General features: G+C 52.6%; 25 protein-coding genes and 2 tRNA genes. 13 read left to right on the top strand and 14 right to left on the bottom strand.

Annotated elements, in window-relative coordinates; translation table 11 throughout:
* Window positions 1-355: 355 nt before the first annotated feature.
* Complete coding sequence (gene adhE / locus HA50_RS10780) at window positions 356-3,043, top strand: bifunctional acetaldehyde-CoA/alcohol dehydrogenase (protein ID WP_084875177.1); 2,688 nt, start codon at window positions 356-358, stop codon at window positions 3,041-3,043.
* Between the two features lie 37 nt (window positions 3,044-3,080).
* On the opposite strand, the gene tdk is transcribed toward adhE, so the two are convergent.
* Window positions 3,081-3,701: a thymidine kinase gene (tdk, locus tag HA50_RS10785; RefSeq protein ID WP_084875179.1), complete on the bottom strand. Its 621-nt coding sequence runs from the start codon at window positions 3,699-3,701 to the stop codon at window positions 3,081-3,083.
* 416 nt (window positions 3,702-4,117) lie between these two features.
* On the opposite strand from tdk, the gene hns reads away from it, so the two are divergent.
* Window positions 4,118-4,525: a histone-like nucleoid-structuring protein H-NS gene (gene hns, locus HA50_RS10790; protein ID WP_084875182.1), complete on the top strand. Its 408-nt coding sequence runs from the start codon at window positions 4,118-4,120 to the stop codon at window positions 4,523-4,525.
* A 97-nt stretch (window positions 4,526-4,622) separates the two neighbouring features.
* Here the strand turns inward: hns and HA50_RS10795 are convergent, their stop codons facing one another.
* The 5 genes from HA50_RS10795 to rssA form a co-directional block, all read right to left on the bottom strand.
* Window positions 4,623-5,630 carry an NAD-dependent epimerase gene (locus HA50_RS10795; protein WP_084875184.1) on the bottom strand — a complete coding sequence of 336 codons (1,008 nt, stop codon included), beginning with the start codon at window positions 5,628-5,630 and terminating at the stop codon, window positions 4,623-4,625.
* A gap of 14 nt (window positions 5,631-5,644) precedes the next feature.
* Complete coding sequence (locus tag HA50_RS10800) at window positions 5,645-6,985, bottom strand: UDP-glucose dehydrogenase family protein (RefSeq protein WP_084875186.1); 1,341 nt, start codon at window positions 6,983-6,985, stop codon at window positions 5,645-5,647.
* A 23-nt stretch (window positions 6,986-7,008) separates the two neighbouring features.
* Window positions 7,009-7,917, bottom strand: coding sequence for a UTP--glucose-1-phosphate uridylyltransferase GalU (gene galU, locus HA50_RS10805; protein WP_084875188.1), 909 nt, complete (start codon window positions 7,915-7,917; stop codon window positions 7,009-7,011).
* A gap of 193 nt (window positions 7,918-8,110) precedes the next feature.
* Window positions 8,111-9,127, bottom strand: coding sequence for a two-component system response regulator RssB (rssB, locus tag HA50_RS10810; protein WP_084875190.1), 1,017 nt, complete (start codon window positions 9,125-9,127; stop codon window positions 8,111-8,113).
* Window positions 9,128-9,229: 102 nt separating this feature from the next.
* Window positions 9,230-10,135 carry a patatin-like phospholipase RssA gene (rssA, locus tag HA50_RS10815; protein ID WP_084875193.1) on the bottom strand — a complete coding sequence of 302 codons (906 nt, stop codon included), beginning with the start codon at window positions 10,133-10,135 and terminating at the stop codon, window positions 9,230-9,232.
* A 96-nt stretch (window positions 10,136-10,231) separates the two neighbouring features.
* Between rssA and HA50_RS10820 the strand changes: the two genes are divergently transcribed.
* The 4 genes from HA50_RS10820 to HA50_RS10835 all read left to right on the top strand — a co-directional run bounded on the left by HA50_RS10820 (window position 10,232) and on the right by HA50_RS10835 (window position 11,949).
* On the top strand, window positions 10,232-10,687 hold the full coding sequence (locus tag HA50_RS10820) for a YchJ family protein (protein WP_084875195.1): 456 nt from the start codon (window positions 10,232-10,234) through the stop codon (window positions 10,685-10,687).
* Between the two features lie 57 nt (window positions 10,688-10,744).
* Window positions 10,745-11,593, top strand: coding sequence for a formyltetrahydrofolate deformylase (gene purU, locus HA50_RS10825; protein WP_084875197.1), 849 nt, complete (start codon window positions 10,745-10,747; stop codon window positions 11,591-11,593).
* Between the two features lie 144 nt (window positions 11,594-11,737).
* Window positions 11,738-11,822, top strand: a tRNA-Tyr gene (locus tag HA50_RS10830).
* A gap of 42 nt (window positions 11,823-11,864) precedes the next feature.
* A tRNA-Tyr gene (locus HA50_RS10835) sits at window positions 11,865-11,949 on the top strand.
* A 51-nt stretch (window positions 11,950-12,000) separates the two neighbouring features.
* On the opposite strand, the gene HA50_RS10840 is transcribed toward HA50_RS10835, so the two are convergent.
* Window positions 12,001-12,894, bottom strand: a complete 894-nt coding sequence (locus HA50_RS10840) for a LysR family transcriptional regulator (protein ID WP_084875199.1) — start codon at window positions 12,892-12,894, stop codon at window positions 12,001-12,003.
* Window positions 12,895-12,996: 102 nt separating this feature from the next.
* On the opposite strand from HA50_RS10840, the gene HA50_RS10845 reads away from it, so the two are divergent.
* Window positions 12,997-13,626 (top strand): NADPH-dependent F420 reductase, encoded by a 630-nt coding sequence (locus HA50_RS10845; protein WP_084875201.1) that lies wholly within the window; start codon window positions 12,997-12,999, stop codon window positions 13,624-13,626.
* A 138-nt stretch (window positions 13,627-13,764) separates the two neighbouring features.
* The gene (gene xthA, locus HA50_RS10850; protein ID WP_084875204.1) at window positions 13,765-14,571 is read left to right on the top strand and encodes an exodeoxyribonuclease III; all 807 of its coding nucleotides are present in this window, start codon (window positions 13,765-13,767) and stop codon (window positions 14,569-14,571) included.
* Window positions 14,572-14,604: 33 nt separating this feature from the next.
* Here xthA and HA50_RS10855 read toward each other — a convergent pair whose 3' ends face one another.
* From HA50_RS10855 to HA50_RS10870, 4 genes are all read right to left on the bottom strand, one after another.
* Window positions 14,605-14,901 carry a YnjH family protein gene (locus HA50_RS10855; RefSeq protein WP_084875205.1) on the bottom strand — a complete coding sequence of 99 codons (297 nt, stop codon included), beginning with the start codon at window positions 14,899-14,901 and terminating at the stop codon, window positions 14,605-14,607.
* Entirely contained in the window at window positions 14,901-16,829 is a 1,929-nt protein-coding gene (locus tag HA50_RS10860; RefSeq protein WP_084875208.1) for a DNA topoisomerase III, read from the bottom strand. Before HA50_RS10860 ends, HA50_RS10855 begins: the two co-directional genes overlap by 1 nt.
* A gap of 22 nt (window positions 16,830-16,851) precedes the next feature.
* Complete coding sequence (gene selD, locus HA50_RS10865; RefSeq protein ID WP_084875209.1) at window positions 16,852-17,895, bottom strand: selenide, water dikinase SelD; 1,044 nt, start codon at window positions 17,893-17,895, stop codon at window positions 16,852-16,854.
* Between the two features lie 153 nt (window positions 17,896-18,048).
* Entirely contained in the window at window positions 18,049-18,600 is a 552-nt protein-coding gene (locus HA50_RS10870) for an NAD(P)H nitroreductase (protein ID WP_084875212.1), read from the bottom strand.
* A gap of 169 nt (window positions 18,601-18,769) precedes the next feature.
* On the opposite strand from HA50_RS10870, the gene sppA reads away from it, so the two are divergent.
* From sppA to pncA, 3 genes are all read left to right on the top strand, one after another.
* On the top strand, window positions 18,770-20,635 hold the full coding sequence (gene sppA, locus HA50_RS10875) for a signal peptide peptidase SppA (RefSeq protein ID WP_084875214.1): 1,866 nt from the start codon (window positions 18,770-18,772) through the stop codon (window positions 20,633-20,635).
* Between the two features lie 227 nt (window positions 20,636-20,862).
* Window positions 20,863-21,876: an asparaginase gene (ansA, locus tag HA50_RS10880; protein WP_084875217.1), complete on the top strand. Its 1,014-nt coding sequence runs from the start codon at window positions 20,863-20,865 to the stop codon at window positions 21,874-21,876.
* Between the two features lie 16 nt (window positions 21,877-21,892).
* Window positions 21,893-22,501, top strand: a complete 609-nt coding sequence (pncA, locus tag HA50_RS10885) for a bifunctional nicotinamidase/pyrazinamidase (protein ID WP_084875219.1) — start codon at window positions 21,893-21,895, stop codon at window positions 22,499-22,501.
* A gap of 34 nt (window positions 22,502-22,535) precedes the next feature.
* Here pncA and HA50_RS10890 read toward each other — a convergent pair whose 3' ends face one another.
* Window positions 22,536-22,817, bottom strand: coding sequence for a YeaC family protein (locus tag HA50_RS10890; RefSeq protein WP_084875222.1), 282 nt, complete (start codon window positions 22,815-22,817; stop codon window positions 22,536-22,538).
* A gap of 2 nt (window positions 22,818-22,819) precedes the next feature.
* The gene (gene msrB, locus HA50_RS10895; RefSeq protein WP_084875225.1) at window positions 22,820-23,230 is read right to left on the bottom strand and encodes a peptide-methionine (R)-S-oxide reductase MsrB; all 411 of its coding nucleotides are present in this window, start codon (window positions 23,228-23,230) and stop codon (window positions 22,820-22,822) included.
* A gap of 339 nt (window positions 23,231-23,569) precedes the next feature.
* Here msrB and gapA point away from each other — a divergent pair, with 339 nt between their 5' ends.
* Both gapA and HA50_RS10905 read left to right on the top strand, forming a co-directional pair.
* Window positions 23,570-24,568, top strand: coding sequence for a glyceraldehyde-3-phosphate dehydrogenase (gene gapA, locus HA50_RS10900; RefSeq protein ID WP_084875228.1), 999 nt, complete (start codon window positions 23,570-23,572; stop codon window positions 24,566-24,568).
* A gap of 73 nt (window positions 24,569-24,641) precedes the next feature.
* Window positions 24,642-25,517, top strand: a complete 876-nt coding sequence (locus tag HA50_RS10905; protein ID WP_084875231.1) for a D-hexose-6-phosphate mutarotase — start codon at window positions 24,642-24,644, stop codon at window positions 25,515-25,517.
* Between the two features lie 22 nt (window positions 25,518-25,539).
* On the opposite strand, the gene HA50_RS10910 is transcribed toward HA50_RS10905, so the two are convergent.
* Complete coding sequence (locus tag HA50_RS10910; RefSeq protein ID WP_084875233.1) at window positions 25,540-26,391, bottom strand: aldo/keto reductase; 852 nt, start codon at window positions 26,389-26,391, stop codon at window positions 25,540-25,542.
* Window positions 26,392-26,764 lie beyond the last annotated feature (373 nt).

Consider the following 26,764-nt stretch of genomic DNA (forward strand, 5'->3'; position numbering starts at 1 on the left):
CCTCTGAGGCAAAAAACCAGTGCATTTATCTGCCGTTAACGTTGGGTTACTGCTTTGCTACTGTTCGGTCCTTATTGTGTGGCGGGCTGCGATTACTTTAATTGCAAAAGTGGGTGCTGAATGGTGTCAGCTTAGGACAAAATTGATCTGCGTCATAATTCTTATACCTCATCAGGGGTAATCTTACCCCATCGAAACAATATCCTGAGGCACCAGCTTCCAGAACAGTAAACCTTTTTAGTAAGCAACCGCGAGTTCACTCGCCACCCTGACCAAACAGCGTTCTATAGCGCGACTATACTTCTGGATCCAGGCTTGTTTACTAAAAAAGTTTAACTTCCTTCAGGAGAGCACCATGGCCGTAACTAATGTCGCCGAACTTAATGCACTGGTAGAACGTGTTAAAAAGGCACAGCGCGAATACGCCAATTTTAGTCAGGAACAAGTTGATGCCATCTTCCGCGCCGCTGCCCTTGCCGCCGCTGATGCACGAATCCCGCTCGCTAAGATGGCCGTTGCCGAATCCGGCATGGGCATCGTCGAAGATAAAGTGATCAAAAACCACTTTGCTTCTGAATATATCTACAACGCTTATAAAGATGAAAAAACCTGTGGTGTGCTCGACACGGATGACACCTTTGGCACCATCACTATCGCCGAACCTATTGGCCTGATTTGCGGTATTGTACCGACCACCAACCCGACTTCTACTGCCATTTTTAAAGCGCTGATCAGTCTGAAAACCCGTAACGGTATTATCTTCTCACCACATCCGCGCGCCAAAGATGCGACCAACAAAGCCGCTGATATCGTGTTGCAGGCTGCCATCGCTGCGGGTGCACCAAAAGATATTATCGGCTGGATTGATGCCCCGTCAGTGGAGCTGTCCAATCAGTTAATGCATCACCCGGACATCAACCTGATCCTCGCTACCGGTGGCCCAGGCATGGTGAAAGCCGCCTACAGCTCCGGTAAACCCGCGATTGGTGTGGGTGCCGGTAATACCCCGGTCGTGGTGGATGAAACAGCCGATATCAAACGCGCTGTGGCGTCAATTCTGATGTCAAAAACCTTCGATAACGGCGTGATTTGTGCTTCTGAGCAGTCCGTTATCGTCGTCGATTCCGCCTATGACGCGGTACGTGAACGTTTCGCCACCCACGGCGGTTATATGCTGCAGGGCAAAGAACTGAAAGCCGTGCAGGATATCATCCTGAAAAATGGCGCACTTAACGCCGCGATTGTGGGACAGCCCGCGCCGAAAATTGCTGAAATGGCCGGTATTACCGTCCCGGCAAACACCAAGATTTTGATTGGTGAAGTGAAGCTGGTTGATGAGTCAGAACCTTTTGCTCATGAGAAATTATCGCCGACACTGGCGATGTATCGCGCCAAAGATTTCCAGGACGCGGTTGATAAAGCAGAAAAACTGGTAGCAATGGGCGGTATCGGTCACACCTCCTGCCTCTACACCGATCAGGATAACCAGAACGAACGCGTGCACTACTTCGGCGACAAGATGAAAACCGCACGTATTCTGATTAACACCCCGGCTTCACAGGGTGGTATCGGTGACCTGTATAACTTCAAACTGGCTCCGTCACTGACGCTGGGTTGTGGTTCATGGGGCGGTAACTCCATTTCTGAAAACGTGGGACCGAAACATCTCATCAACAAGAAAACCGTGGCCAAGCGAGCTGAAAATATGTTGTGGCATAAACTTCCGAAGTCTATCTACTTCCGTCGTGGTTCTCTGCCAATTGCGCTTGAGGAAGTGGCGACTGACGGGGCCAAACGTGCTTTCATTGTCACCGACCGTTTCCTGTTCAACAATGGCTATGCTGACCAGGTCACCCGCGTACTGAAATCACACGGTATCGAGACTGAAGTTTTCTTCGAAGTAGAAGCTGACCCGACGCTGAGCATCGTGCGTAAAGGTGCTGAGCAGATGAACAGCTTTAAACCCGACGTGATTATCGCTCTCGGTGGTGGTTCACCGATGGATGCCGCCAAAATCATGTGGGTAATGTACGAACATCCGGAAACCCACTTTGAAGAACTGGCACTGCGCTTTATGGATATCCGTAAACGTATCTACAAATTCCCGAAAATGGGTGTGAAAGCACGTATGATCGCCATCACCACCACTTCCGGTACCGGTTCTGAAGTCACACCGTTCGCCGTCGTCACCGATGACGCGACCGGTCAGAAATATCCGCTGGCCGACTATGCTTTGACCCCGGATATGGCGATTGTCGATGCTAACCTGGTGATGGATATGCCGCGTTCACTTTGCGCCTTCGGCGGTCTGGATGCAGTGACTCACTCACTGGAAGCCTACGTTTCGGTGCTCGCCAATGAATACTCCGACGGCCAGGCTCTGCAGGCACTGAAATTGCTGAAAGAAAACTTGCCTGCCAGCTATAAAGAAGGGGCGAAAAATCCGGTAGCGCGTGAGCGTGTGCACAATGCCGCTACTATCGCGGGTATCGCGTTTGCTAACGCCTTCCTCGGTGTATGTCACTCCATGGCACATAAATTGGGTTCAGAGTTCCATATTCCGCATGGTCTGGCGAACGCCCTGCTGATTTGTAACGTTATTCGCTACAACGCCAATGACAACCCGACTAAGCAGACCGCATTCAGTCAGTATGACCGTCCGCAGGCACGTCGTCGCTATGCCGAAGTGGCTGACCATCTGGGCCTGAGTGCTGAGGGTGACCGCACTGCGCAGAAAATTGAAAAACTGCTGGCATGGCTGGAAGAGATGAAAACCCAGTTGGGCATCCCGACCTCCATCCGTGAAGCAGGGGTTCAGGAAGCTGACTTCCTCGCCAAAGTAGACAAACTGGCTGATGATGCCTTCGATGATCAGTGCACCGGTGCTAACCCGCGCTATCCGCTGATTGCTGAACTGAAACAAATCATGCTGGATACCTTCTACGGTCGTGAATTTGTCGAAACCACCGCTGAAGTGACAGAAGCAGTGGATCTGCAACCGGTAAAGTCAGTAAAGACTGAGAAGAAAACGAAAAAGGCGTAAGCCGCGATAACCTAGCTAGCTAGATATTCACTGTTTTTTACAGATGGGGTTGATTCGCCCCATAAATGGCTTTTAATGAGCCTTCATCAATTGCCTGTTTATAATGCTTACGGCAAACGGATATATAACGTTCATTACCGCCGATCACCACCTGCTCACCTTCACTAAAGGGTTTTCCGTTGGCATCCAGACGTAAAACCATGCTGGCTTTACGCCCGCAATGGCAGATAGTTTTTAGTTCCACTAACTTATCCGCCCATGCCAGTAAGTATTGGCTGCCGACAAACAATTCACCACGAAAGTCGGTGCGCAGTCCATAACACAACACCGGAATATCCATATTATCGACCACATCGGACAAGGCTTTTACCTGCTCACGGGTCAGAAACTGACTTTCGTCCACCAGCACGCAATGTACCGGTTGTCGGGCATGTTCAGCCGCTATTTCTGCATCCAGTTGAGTTTGCGCATTATATAAAAACGCCGGTGAAGAGAGACCAATACGCGAACTAACCTTACCGGCACCGAAGCGATCGTCAATTTCAGCGGTATACACCAGGGTACGCATACCACGCTCCTGGTAATTATAGGAGGATTGTAGCAAGGCCGTTGATTTGCCCGCATTCATCGCCGAGTAATAAAAATAGAGTTGCGCCATTGGAAAATCTCATCAGAGCCTGAATCAGTTGCGCGCAAGTCTACCATAAAGACAGCATGACGGTAGCGATGGCTTAATTTTTATCATTTGCTCAAATTACCTACGTCAGACCACTTCCTTTATTGACCAGGAGGCACCAACACCGCACGAAATGATAAAGCGACGATGTTTGTTTTTTATTCACACTTATTCTCTTGCCCGTGTAGTTACCTTGCAACGGCTGGTTATAAACCACAAAATTTAAGGGTTAAGGAATACAAAAGAGAGAGTTAAATAGTGTCTGGAGGTTGCTAAAAAAGTCTCATCAGTTTTAATTTACGTTTTACTTTATAATTTTACTATTGCAGTTATTTTTACCCACCACTATTATGAGCGGGCAGAACAACTCCCATTAAATATATTTTGAGATTAGGACAATGAGCGAAGCACTTAAAATTCTTAATAATATCCGTACATTGCGCGCGCAGGCTCGGGAATGCTCTCTGGAAACACTGGAAGAGATGCTGGAAAAACTTGAGGTTGTGGTGAATGAACGTCGTGAAGAAGAGTCGCATGCAGAGGCAGAAAATGCTGAGCGTAACCGCAAGCTGGAACAATATCGTGAAATGTTGATTGCTGACGGTATCGATCCCAACGAGTTACTGAATGCGTTATCTGAAACCAAAACTGCAGCTAAAACCAAGCGTGCAGCGCGCCCGGCTAAATATCAATACGTTGATGAAAATGGTGAAAACCGTACCTGGACAGGTCAGGGTCGTACACCAGCCGTGATTAAAAAAGCCATTGAAGAACAAGGCAAACAACTGGACGATTTTCTGCTGTAAATCCCCAGTGCTTCGCAATGATTGTGACTACACACCCGTTTGGTGAATTCACCAGGTAAGAAAAAGGAAGCCGCTGGCTTCCTTTTTTTATGCATCATTATTGCTGGTAAAATTCGCGGTACCAGTCAACAAATTGCTGCACGCCCTCTCGCACGCTGGTCTGCGGGCGGAAATTGATCACTTCCTTCAGGGCTTCAGTATCTGCGCTGGTTTCCAGCACATCTCCGGGCTGCAGCGGCATCATATTTTTCTTCGCTTCCATGCCCAGCGCACTTTCCAGCGCTTCGATATACGCCATCAATGTCACCGGCTGACTGTTGCCGATATTGTAGACGTGATACGGCGCAGAACTGGTGGCTGCCGATCCGGTTTCAACGGTCCATTGAGCGTCTGGCTGTGGAATCACATCCTGTAAACGGACAATCGCTTCAGCAATATCATCAATGTAGGTGAAATCACGCATCATCTGCCCATTGTTGTACACATCAATAGGCTCCCCTGCCAGCATGGCGCGGGTGAACTTGAACAGCGCCATATCAGGACGCCCCCACGGACCGTACACGGTGAAAAAACGTAAACCGGTGGTGGGCAATTGATAGAGATGCGAATACGTATGGGCCATTAACTCATTGGCTTTTTTGGTCGCGGCGTACAGCGAAACCGGATGATCAACCGAGTCGTCGGTTGAAAAAGGCATTTTACGGTTCAGACCATAGACGGAACTGGAAGAAGCATAAAGCAGATGGCCGACTTTATGATGGCGGCAACCTTCAAGAATATTGAGATGGCCGATGAGATTGGATTCGGCGTAGATATGCGGATTCTCGATAGAATAACGCACCCCGGCTTGTGCCCCTAAATGAATGACACGATCAAAGCCATGATGTTCAAACAAAGAAGAAATGGCCTGGCGATCTGCCAGGTCCATTTTACTGAAACTGAATGCGGGATGAGAGGCTATCCGATCAAGGCGGGCTTGCTTCAGGCTAACATCATAATAATCATTCAGGTTGTCGATGCCGACAACCTGGTGACCGGCAGCCAGCAGACGCTGACTAACATGAAATCCAATAAAACCTGCCGCGCCGGTAACCAGAAACTTCATACATCCCTCATTTATTACGCAATTTGAATAGAAGCTCCGCGGCCGATTGCATAATAAACGAAGCCGCGTTTGCTGATGCGTTCCGGATCATACAGGTTACGACCATCAAAAATCACGGGTTGTTTTAATGCCGTTTTAATGACATCAAAATCAGGTGCGCGGAAATTCTGCCATTCGGTACAGATGACCAGGCCATCTGCGCCCTGCAACGCCGCTTCTTTGGTGCCCATGAGTTTCAGATCGCTACGGTGTCCGTAGATACGTTGCGCTTCATCCATCGCTTCCGGATCGAATGCCTGAATAGTCGCACCCGCTTCCCACAGCGTTTCCATCAAAACGCGGCTGGAAGCTTCACGCATATCGTCAGTATTCGGTTTAAATGCCAGGCCCCACAGCGCAAAGGTCTTACCACGCAAATCATCGCCAAAGTGGCGTTTGATAAAGGTGGGCAGTTTGCTTTTCTGTGAGTCGTTAACATCTTCAACCGCCTGCAACAGACGCGGTTTATAACCGATAGACTCAGCCGTACGAATCAGCGCCTGAACATCTTTCGGGAAGCAGGAACCGCCGTAACCACAGCCCGGATAGATAAAGTGGTAGCCAATACGGGAATCAGAACCGATACCCTGACGCACTTTCTCAATGTCCGCACCGAGGCGTTCAGCCAGGTTGGAGATCTCATTCATAAAGCTGATTTTGGTTGCCAGCATGCAGTTTGCTGCGTACTTCGTCAGCTCTGCGCTGCGGATATCCATCAAAATCATACGATCATGGTTGCGGTTGAACGGCTCATAAAGCTCGCGCAACAACTCAACCACTTCATCGTTATCAGTACCGACCACGATACGCTCAGGACGCATGCAGTCACTTACCGCTGCACCTTCCTTGAGGAATTCCGGGTTAGAAACCACATCAAACGCGATATTGGCATCACGATTTCTCAGGGTTTCCGTCATCACCGAGCGCACTTTATCTGCTGTGCCAACCGGTACCGTTGATTTATCGATAACCACTTTGTGGCCATCCATGTACTGCGCAATGGTACGTGCCACAGCAGTCACATATTTCAGATCGGCTGAACCGTCTTCATCTGGTGGTGTACCCACAGCGATAAACTGCATCACACCGTGGTTTACGCCTTCTTCCGCATTGGTACTGAATTTCAGGCGTCCTGACTCATAGTTCGCCATTACCAGAGGAGTGAGTCCCGGCTCAAAAATCGGGATGATGCCTTTTTTCAGGTTTTCGACTTTATTCGCGTCGACATCAATACAGAGAACGTCATGTCCGACTTCGGCCAACACCGCAGCCTGAACCAGACCGACATAGCCGATACCAAATACAGTGACTTTCATTGAATTATCCTGTGCTTAATGAGTTACTTTTTATTTCCTACTTCGCCTTCAAGCCACTGTGCAAAATCTTTGCCCAGGACCGGGTGGCGAACACCGTACTCAACAAAAGCCTGCATATAACCGAGCTTGTTACCGCAGTCATGGCTCACACCCGTCAGGTGATAAGCTTCAACGGTTTCTTTCTCCATCAGCATCGCAATGGAGTCAGTCAGCTGAACTTCACCGCCAGCACCCGGAGGGGTTTTCGCCAGCAACGGCCAAATATCCGCAGACAGCACATAACGACCAACCACTGCCAGGTTTGATGGCGCTTCAGACGCTTTCGGTTTCTCAACAACACCCACCATCGGCGCACTTTCGCCCGGGCTGAGATCCGCACCTTTGCAGTCAACCACACCGTAGGCGGTCACATCGGCAACCGGCTCAACCATAATCTGGCTACGGCCACTTTCTTCATAACGCGACAGCATTTCTGCCAGGTTGTCTTTGGTCGGGTCAGATTCGTACTCATCGATGATCACATCCGGCAGAATAACGGCAACCGGCTCATCACCGACCAGCGGGTGTGCACACATCACAGCGTGACCCAGACCTTTGGCGATGCCCTGACGCACCTGCATGATGGTAACGTGAGGCGGACAAATTGACTGGATTTCATCCAGCAGCTGACGCTTAACACGTTTTTCCAGCATTGATTCCAGCTCAAAACTGGTATCAAAATGGTTTTCGATCGCGTTTTTAGACGAATGGGTTACCAGCACAATCTCGTTAATGCCAGCAGCAATACACTCATTCACGACATACTGGATCAACGGCTTATCGACCAGCGGTAACATCTCTTTGGGAATCGCTTTCGTGGCAGGGAGCATACGCGTACCCAGACCAGCAACAGGGATTACCGCTTTTTTTACTTTAGACTTAAAGGCAGACATCAAGATACCTCTCTTATAGGCCGCTCAAGTTAATACTTGATATGTCGGTTTAAAAAACGAAATGAGTATATCAGCTACTCACTGACGGATTTATCCTGGATGGAGTTAATCCGCGGAATTTAAGACTATTACCCAAGTGTAAAGCTAACCCCTGGCCCTGTCTCCAGCCCGCATAAAATATAAATCTAATTGCTTATTCTTCAGCCGATAACATCAGACGTAGCCTGCCACCAGAGCCCCATACATGGCATTGCCAGGATTCTGCACGCTGACTAATTTGATTGAGGTGGGTGCTGCCCATAGTGCCAAGCGGAACCCCATTACTGAGTTGAATTTGGTGGGTGTTAATGTGCAGTGTGGCGTTAAGACCTGCCGACACCAAAATAAGATTTTTAAGTTGCCGATGATAATAACCCACCAGCAAGGGAAATTGCCCATTCAGGTTTGCCTGACGCAACAACATATTCACCTGACGCAGCAAACCATTTAACTCCGGCAGGCGCTGTTTCTGACCGGAAAGCTGTTCCTGCAGCAAGCCGTTAAACAACGCGCGCAACAACAAGGCGGCCAGCACCCCATTATCCCCCGCCCTGGTCACATCAAGACAATAAAACGCCAGGTCTTTATCGGATAACGCGGCAATATCCAGTACCAATCCTGGCTGCTCTGCCATGGTGAGCTGGCGATAATTAATCCGGCAGTTAGCAATAGTTTGCTGCACCGGGGGTTGCAGTTGCTTCAGAAGTTTGGAAGCCGCCAGCGGATCACGTACCAGCGCATCCCAGTCCTGGAAGAGCTGTTCATCTTCCTCAACCTTGGAGGTAAACATGGAAGGATAAAGGCACTCATACACCGCTTCACGAAAGCGTTCGAGGTTCTTCAAAGGCTTGAGCAGGACATCCTGCACACCAAGGCGTAAGACATGGGCAATATCGGCCATGTTTTGTGTCGCTGAGATGATCAGAATTGGCACGCTGTTGCCACGACTGCGAATCCGCTCGACAAACTGAATGCCACCCATGCGCGGCATTTCCAAATCGCAAATCACCAGATCAACCGGTTGTGCGGTGAGTAACGTCAGGCCATCGAGGCCATCACCCGCCTGCATCGTCTGAGCGCCGAGACTGACTAATAAGTTGTCCAGCATCGAACGGAAAACGACCTCATCTTCGACAATGAGTATTTTTTTGCCGATTAGTGGTTTTTCCATTCTCTCCCCCTGCGTACCAGATATTTCAATAGTGGTTCATAAAACGCAGTTGCGCCTTTCAGAATTAACTGAAGTAACAACATCTGTGAATGAACAACCTGACTATCTGCTACGAACCAGTGGCAATAGTTCATCCATTTTCTTCTCAACGGCGGCCTTGCCTGCCGCAATGGCTTCTTCAGCACGGTGAAAGTCCAGCGTAGAAATTTGTGGACAGAATGGCTGAATCAGCACATCCGGCGGATCGCCTGCCATACGGTTACGCTTCAGGCGATTTTCCAGTACCTGGATGGAGGTAGACATAATTTCCATCGCACCAGGTGTTTGATTAGCGCGGCGCTGAGCTAATCCCAGCAACCGCTGGCGCAGTTTTTTGCCCCAGCTAAGTGCTTCTGCCGCCGCCTGTTCTTCACCACTTTGTGGCGTTACCGACAGCAGATCTTGTTGCATCAGGTGCGCGTCATGTTGCAAATCAACCGCAATAACGATATCCGCGCCCAGCGCCCTGGTGAGCGAAATCGGCACCGGATTGACCACCGCACCATCCACCAGCCAGTAACCATTGTAGCCAACGGGTGGTAATAAGCCTGGCATACTACAGGAAGCACGTACCGCCTGATGCAGGTCACCCTCGGTTAACCACAACTCACGGCCGGTACTAAGATTGGTGGCGACCACGCCAAAAGGTTTGTCGCATTGCTCAATAAAATCATTCGGGATCAGTTGCCGGACGTGACTAAACACCCGATCGCCCCGCAACAGGCCACCGCGCTGCCATGACAGGTCCATCAGCCGGATCACATCCCAGTAACGAAAGGCGCTCACCCAGCGTTCCATCATACCCAGACGGCCATTAACGTAAGCTGAACCAACCAGCGCACCCACAGAACATCCGGCGACCACATCGACCTCGATACCGGCCCGCTCCAGCGCATTGATCACGCCAATATGTGACCAGCCTTTGGCGGCACCTGAACCCAGGGCCAGCCCGATCCTCACCTTTCTCATCTTACCTCGGGTTTTGCCTGGTACGTAGCATCGCGCCTGACACTCGGCTACCATAGCGCGCGCAATCTTTAACTTTAATCACCCTCTGGAGATGACGTGTACGAAAAGTGCCCCTGCTGCAGCGGAAAGCAGTATAGCCTATGTTGCCAACCCTTTCTGACCGGGCAGAGCTCCCCCGCCAGTGCTGAGCAACTGATGCGCTCACGCTACTGCGCTTACGTGGAGAAAAACGCGGCCTGGCTGGTCGCCACCTGGCACCCCAGCCAGCGGGTGGCCGAACTTGAGACGTTATTATCTGAAAGTTTTTCCGGCACCGAATGGCTGGGCCTGAATGTAACCCGTTGTAATCACGGAAGCCATGAGAACGAAGCATTCGTGACTTTTTTTGCGCGCTTTATCGAAAAAGGACGCACATCGGCCATCTATGAATGTTCACGCTTTCTTCGTGAGGATCAACGCTGGTACTATGTTGACGGAACAACGCCTGAATTGGGGCGTAACGATCGCTGTCCTTGTGGCTCCGATAAAAAATACAAAAAATGTTGTGGCTGATTTGGACATTCACCCAACGGCTTTACCATTCATCGCTTTGACAGGACTCTGATCGAGATGCAAGCGCAAACCATGCAACGAAAAGTATTACGTACCATTTGCCCCGATGCGAAAGGTCTGATCGCCAAAATCACCAACATTTGTTACAAGCACGAACTCAACATCGTGCAGAACAACGAATTTGTCGATCACCGTACCGGGCGCTTTTTTATGCGCACAGAGCTGGAAGGCATTTTCAACGACAACACCCTGCTCGCGGATCTCGACAGCGCCTTACCGGTTGGATCGGTACGTGAGCTGAACAGCGCCGGACGCCGTCGTGTGGTGATTCTGGTGACCAAAGAAGCGCATTGCCTTGGCGACCTGCTAATGAAAAGCGCGTTTGGCGGTCTCGATATGGAAATTGCCGCGGTTATCGGTAACCACGAAACGCTGCGCTCGCTGGTCGAACGCTTCGATATCCCGTTTGCGCTGGTCAGCCATGAAGGGTTGACGCGTGAAGAGCACGATAACCGCATGGTCGAAGAGATTGATCGTTATCAGCCGGATTACGTGGTGCTGGCTAAATATATGCGCGTATTGACCCCGGCGTTTGTGCAGCGTTACCCGAACCAGATCATCAATATTCACCACTCCTTCCTGCCCGCCTTTATTGGCGCGCGTCCTTATCATCAGGCCTACGAGCGTGGCGTGAAGATCATTGGTGCCACCGCGCATTATGTGAACGACAACCTCGATGAAGGTCCGATCATTATGCAGGATGTCATCAACGTGGATCATAGCTACACCGCAGAAGAAATGATGCGCGCGGGCCGCGACGTTGAGAAGAATGTACTGAGCCGTGCGCTTTACAAAGTGCTGGGCCAGCGTGTGTTTGTTTACGGCAATCGTACGATCATTCTTTAATCACTCTGACGCTGAACTGTGCAAGGCTTCAGCGTCACGCGTAAAAAGTGGGCAATCGATTCATAAATTTAGCGTGGGCGCTTTACAGACTGAGCGCATTTGGTATTATGCGCCCCGCTTTCAGGCGTAATGATTCAGGCCAGTGGTGGGATTCCCGAGCGGCCAAAGGGAGCAGACTGTAAATCTGCCGTCACAGACTTCGAAGGTTCGAATCCTTCTCCCACCACCATCTGAATCGCCGCGACCTGTAGCCACAATATGTATCATCCCTGGTGGGATTCCCGAGCGGCCAAAGGGAGCAGACTGTAAATCTGCCGTCACAGACTTCGAAGGTTCGAATCCTTCTCCCACCACCATCCAGATATTTTCCCTTATCAAACTCCAGTACCACCATCCAGATATTCCCCTTAGTTATTCACAAACTCACTTCTGAGTGCCTCGACAAAACAACGTATTTTTGCCGTTTGTTTGCGTGCCGAGGGAACCAGGACATGCATTGGACGTGACGGGCCTTCGTAATCCGGTAATACCCTGACCAGTTGACCTTTATTGATCTCCTCTTTCAGTACATCTTCTGGTCCCAGTGTGACGCCATAGCCTTCCAGCGCCGCATGCATCAGCGCCTTCCAGTCATTAGATCTTAACCGCCCTTCTGGTCTCACTTCTTCCGTTTTCCCCTCTTTGCGGAACATCCAGCGACAGGGCATAGCGGCCGACCACAGTCCATACACCAGACAGGCATGGTGCTGCAAATCTGACGGTGTCAGGGGTAAGCCATGCTGTTGAATATAGGAGGGAGCAGCACAGGCAATCAGCCGGTAAGGTGACAACGGCCATGCCACCATCGAGCTGTCGGCCAGTTCGCCAATGCGGATAATCACCTCGGCCTCTTCTTCGCCAGGATTGATGGTTCTGTCACTCAGCGTCAGTTCAACCTGCACCTCCGGCCAGGTCGCCAGATAGCGGGTGATAAAAGGAGCAAGTGCGTATGAACCAAACGTCACCGGGGCATTCACCCGAATGATGCCGGAAGGCGTGGCCTGCATATTCAGCACCACGGCATCCGCCTCTTCCACTTCCGCTAACACCACCCGACAGCGTTCGTAATAGCTGCGCCCGATATCGGTCAGATGCTGACGGCGCGTGGTGCGGTTGATCAGCGCCGTACCTAAGCGCGATTCAAGCGCGGCAATGTGTTTCGCCACCATCTGTGGTGACATCTCCAGCGCATCAGCGACTGCCGCAAAAGACCCCAGTTCTGCGGCTTTAACGAATACTTTCATTCCCGCCAGCCTGTCCATGATTAACCCCTTTGAGTTGTTTTAAAAACAACAGTAGACCGATTTATCTTCTTTTATGAGGGAATCATAGTAGACCACAGGTCAAGCCCCTGTGGAGGAATAATGAAAATTGGAATTATTGGTGCCGGATTCGTGGGCCGTGCGGTCGCTAAACTGGCAATTCAGGCCGGGCATCAGGTCATGCTCAGCAATTCACGTAGTCCTAAGACGCTGTTCAGTCTGCGTCCGATGATCGGTTGTGAAATAGGTACGGCAAGCGAAGCCGCCAGATTTGGTGATATCGTGCTTATTGCAGTGCCACTGACCGCCATCGATGCACTGCCGGTAGATGAACTGAGAGGAAAGCATCTTCTCGATGCCGTTAACTACTATCCTGATCGCGACGGTAATGTCGATGTGCTGGCAAGGCGACAGACCACCACCAGTGAACTGCTGGCCAGCCACTTACCCGATAGTCAGATTACTAAGGCCTTTAACGCTATCCCCATGACCCAACTGGAGAGTGATGGATTACCGGCGGCTACACCGGGTCGCCGCGCACTGCCGCTGGCAGGCGACGATAAAGAGGGCAAAGCTGTCGCTGCCGCGCTTTACGAAGCTTTTGGCTTTGATACCGTCGATGCCGGTCCGCTGGCTGAAGGCTGGCGTTTCGAGCGCGGAATGCCCTCCTACTGCGTGCGGATGACCAGTCAGGAGTTAGCAACGGCACTGGCTCAGGCCAGAAAGGACTGAATCACCACCTGCCGCCCGGCAGCATGCGGGCGGCAAGTAAACCACACGCCTTACCTTTTCTGTCGATTCTGCCCATGACATTTATGACAAAACTCGCTACCATCCCGCCATACTTATCACGGATAAAATGGCTGCCTCATGAAATTTATCTCATTTAACATCAATGGCTTACGGGCGCGTCCTCATCAACTCGAAGCGCTGGTTGAGCAACATCAGCCAGACGTGATTGGCCTGCAGGAAACCAAGGTCCATGATGATATGTTCCCGCTCGAAGACGTGAGCAAACTCGGTTACAACGTGTTTTATCATGGACAAAAAGGCCATTACGGCGTCGCTCTGTTGACAAAAGCACAACCGGTGGTGGTTCATCGTGGTTTCCCGGATGATGGTGAAGATGCCCAACGCCGTCTGATCATGGCGGAGATCCCCAGCCCGATTGGCGATATCACGGTTATCAATGGCTATTTCCCGCAGGGAGAAAGCCGCGACCATCCGATCAAGTTCCCGGCGAAAGAGAAGTTTTATCAGGATCTGCAAAATTACCTGCAAAATCAGCTGGCCGCCGATAAGCCGGTGCTGATTATGGGTGATATGAATATCAGCAGCACCGATCTCGATATCGGCATCGGGGAAGAGAACCGCAAACGCTGGCTGCGTACCGGCAAATGCTCGTTCCTGCCGGAGGAGCGTGAGTGGATGGATCGCCTGCTGAACTGGGGCCTGGTGGATACCTGGCGTGCTAAATACCCGGAAACGGCAGACCGTTTCTCATGGTTTGATTACCGCTCCAAAGGTTTTGATGATAACCGTGGTCTGCGTATTGATCTGCTGCTTGCCAGCCAGCCGCTGGCCTCACGTTGCATCGCAAGCGGCATTGATTATGACATTCGCAGTATGGAAAAACCGTCCGATCACGCACCGGTGTGGTCAACGTTCGGTTTTTGATAATGCCGGGTGGCCTGTCACAGGCCACCCCGATTATTTGATAATCTTCCAGATTAACGGATTGGTACCCATCACTTTCTCATCGCGTGAACATTGCAGCAGCACGCCTTCCGCTTTGACCACTGCCCCTTCAGAATAACTGCGATTCTCATAAGTGCAGCACTGCATGCAGTTGCTTTGCTGATTATTCTGTCCCTGCGTCCAGACCTCAGGTGGCAGATCAACCACCACATCGGTATTGCCGGTCCTCCCCACTTCAGGGGTGCGATTGGCCTGCGCTGCGCTGCTAAACAGCAGTACGCCACTCAGCAACAACATCAGATAACGCATCACTCGGTCTCCTTCATTTTGCGCCGGGCGGGTTTGCGTGAACGCTTTTTCTCACTCGCTGTGCCGCTCGCGGCAATGCCACGAAATGCCTGCAACGATGGCTGCTGACGCGCCTGCCCAATCAAACCGATTAAGGTGCTGACCAGCGGCTGCATAAACTCATCGTAACGACAGGCTTTTTCACTGATGCGGGTCAGCGTCGATTCCCAGTGCGCCGTCATATCAGGCCGTGCCGCCATTTCGGGCAGCGCGTGAATCAATGCTCTGCCCGCTTCAGTGGAGTGAATATAACGGCCCTTCTTCACCAGGAATGTTCGCCGGAACAATAATTCAATAATTCCGGCGCGCGTCGCTTCCGTTCCTAAACCATCGGTCGCACGCAGCACTTTCTTTAGATCTTTATCCTGAACAAAACGCGCAATGCCGGTCATCGCCGAGAGTAAGGTCGCATCGGTAAAAGGACGCGGGGGCTGAGTCTGCTTCGCCAGCACCTCCCCGCGTTCACACAACAGCTCATCCCCTTTGCTGACCACTGGCAATGGGGTGCCATCGTTTTCTTCATCACGCTCTTTACTGCCCAGTAATGCCCGCCAGCCTGCTTCAGCCAGGAATCGGGCTTTCGCGACAAATTTGCCACCGGCAATGTCGAGATCGATTACGCACTTGCGGAACACCGCATCAGGGCAGAACTGCATCAGGTACTGGCGTGCAATCAGCCCATAAATATTGGCTTCATTTTCGCTCAGGTTAACCTTGCTGGCACGCGCGGTTGGAATGATGGCGTGGTGCGCATCCACTTTTTTATCGTCCCAGCAGCGATTGCGCTGATCGGCATTGAAATCCGCCGGTGGCGTCATCTCCGGCTGGTGTGCCTGGATGGCGTTCAGTACCGCATGCCGACCGGCAAAATGCTCTTCGGGCAGATAACGACAATCAGAACGTGGATAGGTAATCAGTTTGTGGGTTTCATACAGACGCTGGCAGCAATCCAGTACATTTTGCGCACTCAGGCCAAAGCGTCTTGCCGCTTCGATTTGCAGGCTCGACAGTGAGAACGGCAACGGCGCAATTTCTGATTCCCGTTTATCATTATATCCGGTGACCAGCGCGGGCTTGCCGTTGATCCGTTCCAGCACATGATCCGCCAGCGAACGGTGTAGCAAGCGACCTTCTTCATCCTGCCAGGGTTCACAGGCGTCACTTGGCACCCAGCTTGCGATGAAGCGTTCATCTTTAGGCGTCACAATGTGCGCTTTGACTTCGAAATAGTCCTTCGGAATAAAGTTTTCGATCTCTTCATCACGGCGGACCACCAGCCCCAGCACCGGTGTCTGCACCCGACCAACCGAGAGTACGCCGTCGTAGCCAGCGTTGCGTCCCAGCAGCGTCCAGGCACGGGTCATATTGATGCCGTACAACCAATCTGCACGCGCACGCGCCAGCGCTGAAACGCACAGTGGAATAAACTCTCGGTTTTCACGTAAACGACCTACCGCCCGCTCCACCGCCTGCGGATTGAGATCGTTAATCAAACAACGCTGCACCTTTTGACGTTTTTCCGCTGACAGCTGGAGATAGTCGATCACTTCATCCACCAGCAGCTGACCTTCACGATCCGGGTCACCGGCGTGCACCACTTCCGTGGCCTGCGCCAGCAATCCTTCAATCACCTTCAGCTGTTTTGCCACCGATGGGCGTGGTTGCAAGCGCCACTTTTCGGGAATGATCGGCAGATCGGCAAGATTCCAGCGGGCGTAACGACTGTCATAACTGTCTGGCTGGGCCTGCTCCAGCAAATGCCCGACACACCAGGTCACCACCTGGTCATTACCGCAGGCGATAAAGCCATCGCCACGTCGGTGCGGTTTTGGCAACACGTCAGCGATGGCGCGTCCCAGACTGGGTTTTTCTGCAATAAACAAACGCATGAATGGCGTCGTTCCTTAAACGTCAGTTAACTACGGTAATCAGTGGCAGATGCGATTCTGCCGCAAAAAGCTCGCCGATGGCGGTGGCAGTGACACCCGCCAGCATGGCACAGCGCTGAAACTCCTCGATGGCCGAGGGTTGCACCGCCACCAGCAGGCCACCAGACGTTTGCGGATCACATAACAGCGCGCGCGTCGCATCATCCATCGGCGACACATGTCGGCCATAGCTGGCAAAGTTGCGGCCGGTCCCACCGGGGACAGCACCCGCAGCGATATACGCATCAACGCCGGACAGACGCGGCACCTGCGCGACCCTCACTTCGGCACGCAAATCCGATCCCTGGCAGATCTCACTCAGATGGCCCAGCAAGCCAAACCCGGTGACATCGGTCATGGCGGTGACTCCCGCCAGTTGCGCGAACTCAGCACCGGCTTTATTCAGCTGGCACATCACTTCTGCCGCCAGCGTCTGATGCTCAGGACGCAGCATGCCTTTCTTTTCTGCCGTGGTCAGAATGCCAATACCGAGGGGTTTGGTCAGGAACAGTTGACACCCGGCCTGCGCCGCGCTGTTTTTCTTCACGCGCGCCACATCGACGATGCCGGTCACAGCGAGGCCGAAAATCGGTTCAGGGGCATCAATGGAATGGCCGCCCGCCAGCGCAATACCCGCCGCCTGACACGCCGCGCGACCGCCCTCCACCACCTGCTGCGCCACTTCCGGGCTGAGCACATTGACCGGCCAGCCCAGAATCGCGATAGCCATAATGGGTTTACCGCCCATGGCATAGATGTCACTGATGGCGTTGGTCGCGGCAATACGGCCAAAGGTGTGGGGATCGTCAACGATCGGCATAAAAAAGTCGGTGGTACTGACCACCGCGCTGCCGTTGCCTAAATCGTAAACCGCTGCATCATCACGCGTTTCATTCCCCACCAGCAGATGGGGATCATGGAAGGCGGTCAACTCGCTATGCAGGATGGTTTCCAGCACCTGGGGAGATATTTTACAACCACAGCCAGCCCCGTGGCTGTACTGGGTCAGGCGAAGAGGTTCACTCATGGCGGGTTCCTTATGCACTGGCAGATAGCGCTATGTTAGCCTGGCTGCCAGCATGTGGTAAGTGTTGCGCGGTTACAGTTCGATCAATCGCACACGCGATGTGCAATCCCTGCAACGTCACTCAGCCTGCCGCACCAGCCCGCCATTTGTCTGTCAGAAATAACTGACAAATTCCGCCGTGTCAGGCGGGAGTACAGTGGTGCTGGATTTCAGCTGTGGCGTGCCCAGATAAAGGAAGCCGACAATCGCATCCTGCTCACGGCAACCAAAGGCTTCGCGTACCTGAGGATGGTCCGTCCAGGGGCCACTGCGCCAGATGCCATTGAAACCCTGCGCGGCGGCGGCCATTTGCATCGCCATCACCGCACAACCTGCGGAAATCAGTTGTTCCCAGCGCGGTACCTTCGGGTGATCTTCGCAACGCGCCACCACGGTGATAATCATCGGTGCGCGGAACGGTGACGAACTGGCTTTCTCTATCGCCTTATCATCCATCGCGCTGGCACGGGCAGCCTGCTCCAGCAGCTGGCTCATACGGTCGCGTCCTTCTTTCTCAACAATAATGAAGCGCCACGGCTGTAATGTGCCGTGATCCGGTGCGCGCATACCTGCACGCAGAATGTTCTCCAGCGCCTCACCCGCCGGTGCCGGATCGGCCAGACGTGAAGCCGAGCGACGATTAACTAACAAATCAAGTGCATCCATTATCTTCTCCCTTGTGTAAAAGCGTTGCCTAATCCTGGCATACGACGATCTTTTGTAACAGTCTCGCGCGATTTCCTGCTGACATTTAGCACGCTGCTCTTTAGGATGAGGGCGACATCGGGGCTGCCAGCATGCTGGCGGTCTTCGGCTACGTGAATATGGAGAGTCTATGCGCACACTGTGGCGAATTATTGCAGGCCTGTTCCGCTGGGGCTGGCGGGTGCTGAATTTTATCCGGGAATTTATCCTTAATTTATTTCTTATTGTTTTGATCCTTGCAGGTGTTGGGATCTGGTTGCAGGTGAGCGGTTCCAGCAGTAGCGAACCGGTGCAACAAGGTGCGCTGAAAGTAGACCTCACCGGTGTGCTGGTGGATAAACCTTCGGTCAGCAATCGTCTGAGCCGTATTGGCCGTCAATTGCTCGGCAGCAACAGCGACCGTTTGCAGGAAAATTCCCTGTTTGATGTCGTCGATGCTATCCGCCAGGCAAAAGGTGACAAAAACATCACCGGGATTGTGCTCGACCTGCGTGATTTTGGCGGTGGCGATCAGCCTTCGCTGCAATATGTCGGCAAAGCGTTGCGCGAGTTCCGTGACAGCGGCAAACCGGTGTATGCCATTGGCGATAACTACAGTCAGGCGCAATATTATCTCGCCAGCTATGCCAACAAGATTTACCTCTCACCGCAAGGCACCGTGGATTTACACGGTTTCGCCACCAACGGGCTGTACTACAAAACGCTGCTGGATAAGCTGAAAGTTAATTCACATGTGTTCCGCGTTGGCACCTACAAATCAGCCGTGGAACCTTTCCTGCGTGACGATATGTCACCGGAAGCACGCGATGCTGATAGCCGCTGGATTGGTCAGCTTTGGCAGAACTACCTGAACACCGTCTCGGCAAATCGCCAGATCACGCCGGAACAGCTGTTCCCTGGCGCCGCAGGCATCATCAGCGGATTACAGGCTGTGCAGGGAGATACCGCCAAATACGCGTTAAACGGTAAGCTGGTGGATGCGCTGGAGAGCCGTGCTGTTGCCGATCAGGAGATGATCAAGACTTTTGGCTGGGATAAGCAAAACAACGATTATCGCAACGTCAGCATTTATGATTACACCGTTAAACAACCGCCGACGCAGCAGGATGGCAATATCGCTGTGGTGATGGCAAGTGGTGCGATCATGGACGGTGAAGAAACCGCCGGTAATGTCGGTGGCGATACCACGGCCGCCCAGATCCGCGATGCTCGTCTCGACCCGAAAATTAAGGCGATCATCCTGCGCGTGAACAGCCCTGGTGGCAGCGTCACCGCCTCAGAAGCGATCCGCGAAGAACTGGCGGCTGCCCATGCAGCGGGTAAACCGGTAGTGGTATCGATGGGTGGCATGGCAGCATCAGGCGGTTACTGGATCTCCACGCCAGCTGATTATATTGTGGCCAACCCCAGCACCCTGACCGGCTCCATCGGTATCTTTGGTGTGATTAACACTGTCGAAAACAGCCTGAGCACCATTGGCGTGCATACCGATGGCGTTGCCACTTCACCGCTGGCGGATGTGGCGACCACTAAAGCGCTGCCACCGGAAGTGCAGCAGTTGATGCAGCTGACCATTGAAAACGGCTATCGTAACTTCGTTGGTTTAGTCGCCGCCTCGCGCCATAAAACGCCAGAGCAGATCAATGATATTGCTCAGGGCCATGTCTGGACCGGTAGCGATGCCAAAGCCAATGGGCTGGTGGATGCGCTGGGTGACTTTGATGATGCGGTCAAGAAAGCGGCTGAGCTGGCTAAAATCACCACACCACAGCTGAGCTGGTATCAGGATGATCCGGGCATGCTGGATCTGCTGCTGAACCAGATGAGTGCTTCGGCTAGCGCCATCATGCCACAGGCACTGAAAGTGTGGCTGCCAGCTCCGATGCTGGATGTGATGAGCGCCATGAAGCAACAGCCTGGCCTGTTCGATAACCTCAACGATCCGCAAAATCGTTACGCTTTCTGCCTCAACTGCGGCGACGTAAACCCTAAATAATTCGCGTCCCCTGGAGGGGCCTACTTTTGGTGCAGGAAGGCGGCAAGCGAGTAAATCCCCAGGCGCTTACGCAGGTAAGTGACTGGGGTGAATGAGCGCAGCCAACGCACCTGAAGCGCGAAGTATCACGGGTGTGAGATAATCTTTACAGTCCGGCCTCTGGTCGGGCTGCTTTTCCCCGGTAATCCCCTTATACTGCGCGTTTTACGGCAAGTCTGAGTTCATTCATGCAAAAGAAAAATATCTACGTCGCCTACACTGGCGGGACCATTGGTATGCAGCGTTCCGCACAGGGCTACATTCCGGTGTCAGGTCACCTGCAACAGCAGCTGGCCAATATGCCCGAGTTCCACCGTCCGGAAATGCCAGATTTCACCATCCACGAATATCACCCTCTGATGGATTCCTCCGACATGACGCCGGAGGACTGGCAGGCCATTGCCAATGATATCAAACAGAATTACGACCATTACGACGGTTTTGTGATTCTGCATGGTACCGATACCATGGCCTTCACCGCATCAGCACTCTCCTTTATGCTGGAGAACCTTGCCAAGCCGGTGATCGTCACCGGATCACAGATCCCCCTGGCAGAATTGCGCTCAGACGGCCAACAGAATCTGCTTAACTCGTTGTATGTGGCGGCTAACTATCCGATCAACGAAGTGACGCTATTCTTTAATAACACCCTGTTCCGGGGTAACCGCACCACCAAAGCGCACGCTGATGGCTTCAACGCGTTTGCCTCGCCAAACCTGCCACCGTTACTGGAAGCGGGTATTCATATTCGCCGCCTGAATACCCCACCGGCACCGCCAGGCAAGGGGGCGCTGATTGTTCACCCGATCACCCCACAACCGATTGGCGTGGTGACCATTTACCCAGGTATTTCTGCGGAAGTGGTACGCAATTTCCTGCGTCAGCCGGTAAAAGCCCTGATTCTGCGCTCGTATGGCGTCGGCAATGCACCGCAAAATGCGGAGTTCCTGGCCGAGCTGCAACAGGCAAGTGAGCGTGGCATTGTGGTGGTTAACCTGACGCAGTGCATGTCTGGCAAAGTGAATATGGGGGGGTACGCCACCGGTAACGCGCTGGAACATGCTGGCGTGATCAGCGGTTTTGATCTCACTGTTGAAGCAACATTAACAAAACTTCACTTTTTACTGAGTCAAAACCTCACCAGCGCAGAAATTCGTGCCAGAATGCAGCAGAATTTACGTGGCGAACTGACAGAAGATTGATACGGAGCGAGATGTAATGAAGCGGGCATTGATAATCATCGATATACAAAACGATTTTTGCCCCGGTGGCCCAATGGCAGTGCGTGAAGGTGACCTGACGGTTGCTGTTGCCAATCGCTACGCACGTGAATTTCGGGCCAGGGGCGAGTGCGTGGTGGCATTGCAGGACTGGCACCCGAAAAACCATGGCAGCTTTGCCTCTGTATCCGGCGAGCCGGTGTATACCTTAGGGGAACTGAACGGACTGGCGCAGATCTGGTGGCCAGACCACGGCATTCAGGGTTCTGCAGGGGCCGATTTCCATCCGGAGCTGGATCGTTCGCTGATTGATGCGGTGTTCCATAAAGGACAGGATGTGGATGTCGATAGCTACAGCGCCTTTTTCGACAACGGCCATCGCCGTAAAACCGAGCTGGACAGCTGGCTGCGCGAGCGTGATATCAGCCATTTAGTGGTGCTGGGACTGGCAACCGATTACTGCGTTAAATACAGCGTACTGGATGCGCTGGAACTGGGTTATCAGGTCGAAGTGGTGGAAGAAGGCTGCCGCGGCGTCAACCTCAACCCCGACGATAGCGCGATTGCCATTGAGCAGATGCGTAATCAGGGTGCGGTAATTATCTGAAAATCAGGGCTGGTGTTCACCAGCCCTTCAGCAATCAGTGCAGGTTGATGCGGGTTACGTCGGTCTCGATGCCGAATTCTTCTTTCAGCTCTTTCTTCGACTTCATCACCATCTCACCATCTTTGCCAATGGTCATATGCTGCGGTGCATCGTTGTGACGCGCCTGCCACAACATGACCAGCTGCAGGCAGTTTTCACGCTGCTCCGGAGTCAGTGCCACACCATCCGGCCACTTCCCCGTCTCCACCGCGGTGGCAAGACGCTGGTAAACTTCTGGCGTCATCGCCGCCAGCATCGCTTCCAGTTCCTGTTTCATGCTTACCCCTGCTGTTGCTTGCCCTGCTCATCAGTGAAGCTGAGCGAGGCGGAGTTGACGCAATAGCGCTCACCGGTCGGCTGTGGTCCATCCGGGAACACATGCCCCAGATGCGCATCACAGTTACCGCAGCGAATTTCGACGCGGTGCATGCCATGGGTATCATCTTCGAGGTAACGAATGGCGTCATCGCTGACGGGCTGGTAGAAACTTGGCCAGCCGCAGCCAGAGTCATATTTGCTCTCGGAGAGGAACAGCGGCGCGTTACACACCAGGCAGTGGTAGATACCCTCCTGCTTGTTATGCAAAAGAGCGCCAGTAAAAGGAGGTTCCGTTCCGCGATGCTGGGTTACATAGCGCTGTATTTCGGACAGCTGCGCGATTTTTTCCGCAGGTGCGGTGTCTTTAGCCATTTTAGGATTCCGGGATGTCATTCTGAAAAAATCGACTAGTATTCTAACAAACGAATAACATCATCCGGGTCTTTTTTCGTGCGAACGCATTCGTCTCGCAGAGCACAGCACGAATTTGTGATGCCGATCACCCTTTACAATACACATCCCTTTATAGTCGGCGATCGGCAGATCTGGCTCTGGAATAATCGCCGTTGCGCAAGCGATTGCGCAACGAATAATTCCTGTCAGTGGAATTGACCTGTCGCAACAATTGACACGATTCCGCTTGACGCCTGGTAAGGTTTTTGTAATTTTACAGCCAACCTTTTATTCACTAACAAATAGCTGGTGGAATATATGACTATCAAAGTAGGTATCAACGGTTTTGGCCGTATCGGTCGCATCGTTTTCCGTGCTGCGCAGCAGCGTTCTGACATCGAAATCGTCGCGATCAACGACCTGCTGGACGCCGATTACATGGCTTATATGCTGAAGTATGACTCTACGCACGGTCGTTTCGACGGCACCGTAGAAGTTAAAGACGGCGCGCTGATTGTTAACGGTAAAAAAATCCGTGTTACCGCTGAGAAAGACCCGGCTAACCTGAAATGGGACGAAGTGGGTGTTGACGTGGTTGCAGAAGCAACCGGTATCTTCCTGACCGACGAAACTGCACGTAAACACATCGCAGCTGGCGCGAAGAAAGTGGTTCTGACTGGCCCGTCTAAAGATGACACCCCGATGTTTGTTCGCGGTGCTAACTTCGACAAATATGCTGGCCAGGATATCGTTTCTAACGCATCCTGCACCACCAACTGCCTGGCTCCGCTGGCAAAAGTCATCAACGACAAATTCGGTATCGTTGAAGGTCTGATGACCACTGTTCACGCGACCACCGCTACCCAGAAAACCGTTGACGGCCCGTCTCACAAAGACTGGCGCGGCGGCCGTGGTGCTTCTCAGAACATCATCCCGTCTTCTACCGGTGCGGCTAAAGCCGTAGGTAAAGTTCTGCCAGAACTGAACGGCAAACTGACCGGTATGGCGTTCCGCGTTCCGACTCCGAACGTCTCTGTTGTTGACCTGACCGTTCGTCTGGAAAAATCAGCCTCTTACAAAGAAATTTGTGCAGCCATCAAAGCCGCTGCTGAAGGCGAAATGAAAGACGTGCTGGGTTATGTTGAAGACGACGTGGTTTCAACTGACTTCAACGGCGAAGTGCTGACTTCAGTATTCGATGCTAAAGCCGGTATCGCGCTGAATGACAACTTTGTGAAACTGGTTTCCTGGTATGATAACGAAACTGGTTACTCCAACAAGGTTCTCGACCTGATTGCTCTGGTTGCTGCTAAGTAAGATAACCAGTGAAATGGACAAGGGGCGACTTAGGTCGCCCTTTTTTTTGGCTAGCTAAAGAGAAGGTCTTTGTATGCAAGAGTCGCTTTTTTCGCTACCCGTGGTGACGCAGATTACCCCTTATCTGTCACAACGTCAGATTGGTGATTTACCCGTCATCGTCGTCAACCATCCCCGCGTCCGCGCCGCCATTACTTTGCAGGGTGCCCATCTGCTCGCCTGGCAACCGAGCGGTCAACAGCCGGTGCTGTGGCTGAGTGACAAAACACCCTTTGCTGAAGGGAAAGCTATTCGCGGCGGCGTGCCGATTTGCTGGCCATGGTTTGGTCCGGCCGGTGAACCGGCACACGGCTTTGCCCGTAACCTGCCCTGGACGTTGTCAGCGCATGATGAAAATGAAGAAGGTGTCCTTCTGACCTTCGAGCTGAAAAGCAACGCGCAGACCAAAAAGCTCTGGCCGCACGATTTCACCCTGTTTGCCCGCTTCCGTATCGAATCCCATTGCGAGATCGAACTGGAAGCACACGGTGGTTTTTCAGCCACCGCAGCGCTCCACAGCTATTTCCAGATAGCCGATATCGCCCAAACCGAGGTGAGCGGCCTGGGTAACGCGTTTATCGACAAAGTGGACAGCAGCGCGTCCGGCGCATCAAATGGCCGCCAGACTTACCCAGGCCGGATTGATCGCGTATTTACCGCGCCGGATGATTGCAGCGTGATCCATGATAAAGGTGGCAACCGGCTTATCGAGGTTTACCATCATTATCAAAGTGACGTTGTCACCTGGAATCCGGGACCCGAATTGTCATGCAGCATGGCTGATATGGCTAATGATGGTTACAAAACCATGGTGTGCGTGGAAACCGCGCGCATTAATCAGCCGTTAGTGAGCGCTGGTGAATCCCCTGCCCGCCTCGCCACCACCTTCCGGTTGCGCAGTAAAGCCTGATACAAGCGGCGCTGATGCGCCGCTAGACCACATCCAGCGGCAGCTTATCCTGCGGCGGTGGAAACGCCTGGTTCAGCAACGCCAGTTCTTCCCCGCTTAACACCACATCAAGCGCTGCCGCATTTTCCCGCACATGAGCCACACTGCTGGCTTTCGGAATGGCGATCACCCCGTCTTTACGAATCACCCATGCCAGCAGCAATTGCGCTACGCTAATGCCCTGCTGTTGTGCAACCTGCTGCACGCGCGCATCGCTGAATAATGACTGACGCAGACGCCCCGCCTGAGCTAACGGGCAGTAGGCCATGATGGGGACATCACGCTGCTGACATTCCGGCAGCAAATCATATTCGATCCCCCGCGAGGCGAGATGGTAGAGCACCTGATTGGTCAGACAGGCGCTACCGCCGTCTTCTCCCCACAGCTCCTGCATATCATCAGTATCGAAATTCGATACTCCCCAGTGGCGGATTTTCCCCTGCTGTTGCAGGGTTTCCATCGCAAGGATGGTTTCTTCCAGGGGAATGTTGCCGCGCCAGTGCAGCAAATACAGATCGAGATAATCGGTCTGTAAACGGCGCAGACTGCGCTCACAGGCATCAATGGCATCCACTGCTCCGGCGTTCCACGGGTAGACCTTTGACACCAGCCAGGCCTGATCGCGTCGTCCTTTTAATGCCTCACCCACGACAATTTCCGCCCCACCCTCAGCATACATCTCAGCGGTATCAATCAGCCGTAGCCCGCAGTCCAATCCGGCCTGTAACGCTGCCACTTCCTGCTGGTGTGTCGCCGGGTTTTCCCCCATATACCAGGTGCCCTGACCGATCGCCGGCAGGGGTAATTCCCCTTTAAACTGAATTGTTCTGGTCATAACCCTCCAAATGCACCACATTGAAGCCCAATATTGGTGCAATGTAGCAAAATCGCCCCATCACGGAGCGCACATGCAAAACCAACAGAAAATAGAGCAACGAACCGCAGTCTGACATGGTGACTGACAGGTTGCAGAAGGTGTTCCAGCACGCGAAACGCATTGTTGCTCCGAACCGGGAGCAACGTCTCCTCCTGACTTTATTCCCCCTCGCCACCGACAAAAAACGGCCCTGACCACCACGATAAGGTGATTCGTCATAAATAACAAAGGCACCAGGAGATAAGGCAACGGCAGAGGTGCTGAAAGCCGCAAAATATCAGGATCCCGGCACAGTAAGCACTTTAAGTTTGAAATGGTTCACAATTTATTC

Origin of the sequence: Pantoea cypripedii (assembly GCF_002095535.1) — a bacterium.
Lineage (GTDB): Bacteria > Pseudomonadota > Gammaproteobacteria > Enterobacterales > Enterobacteriaceae > Pantoea > Pantoea cypripedii.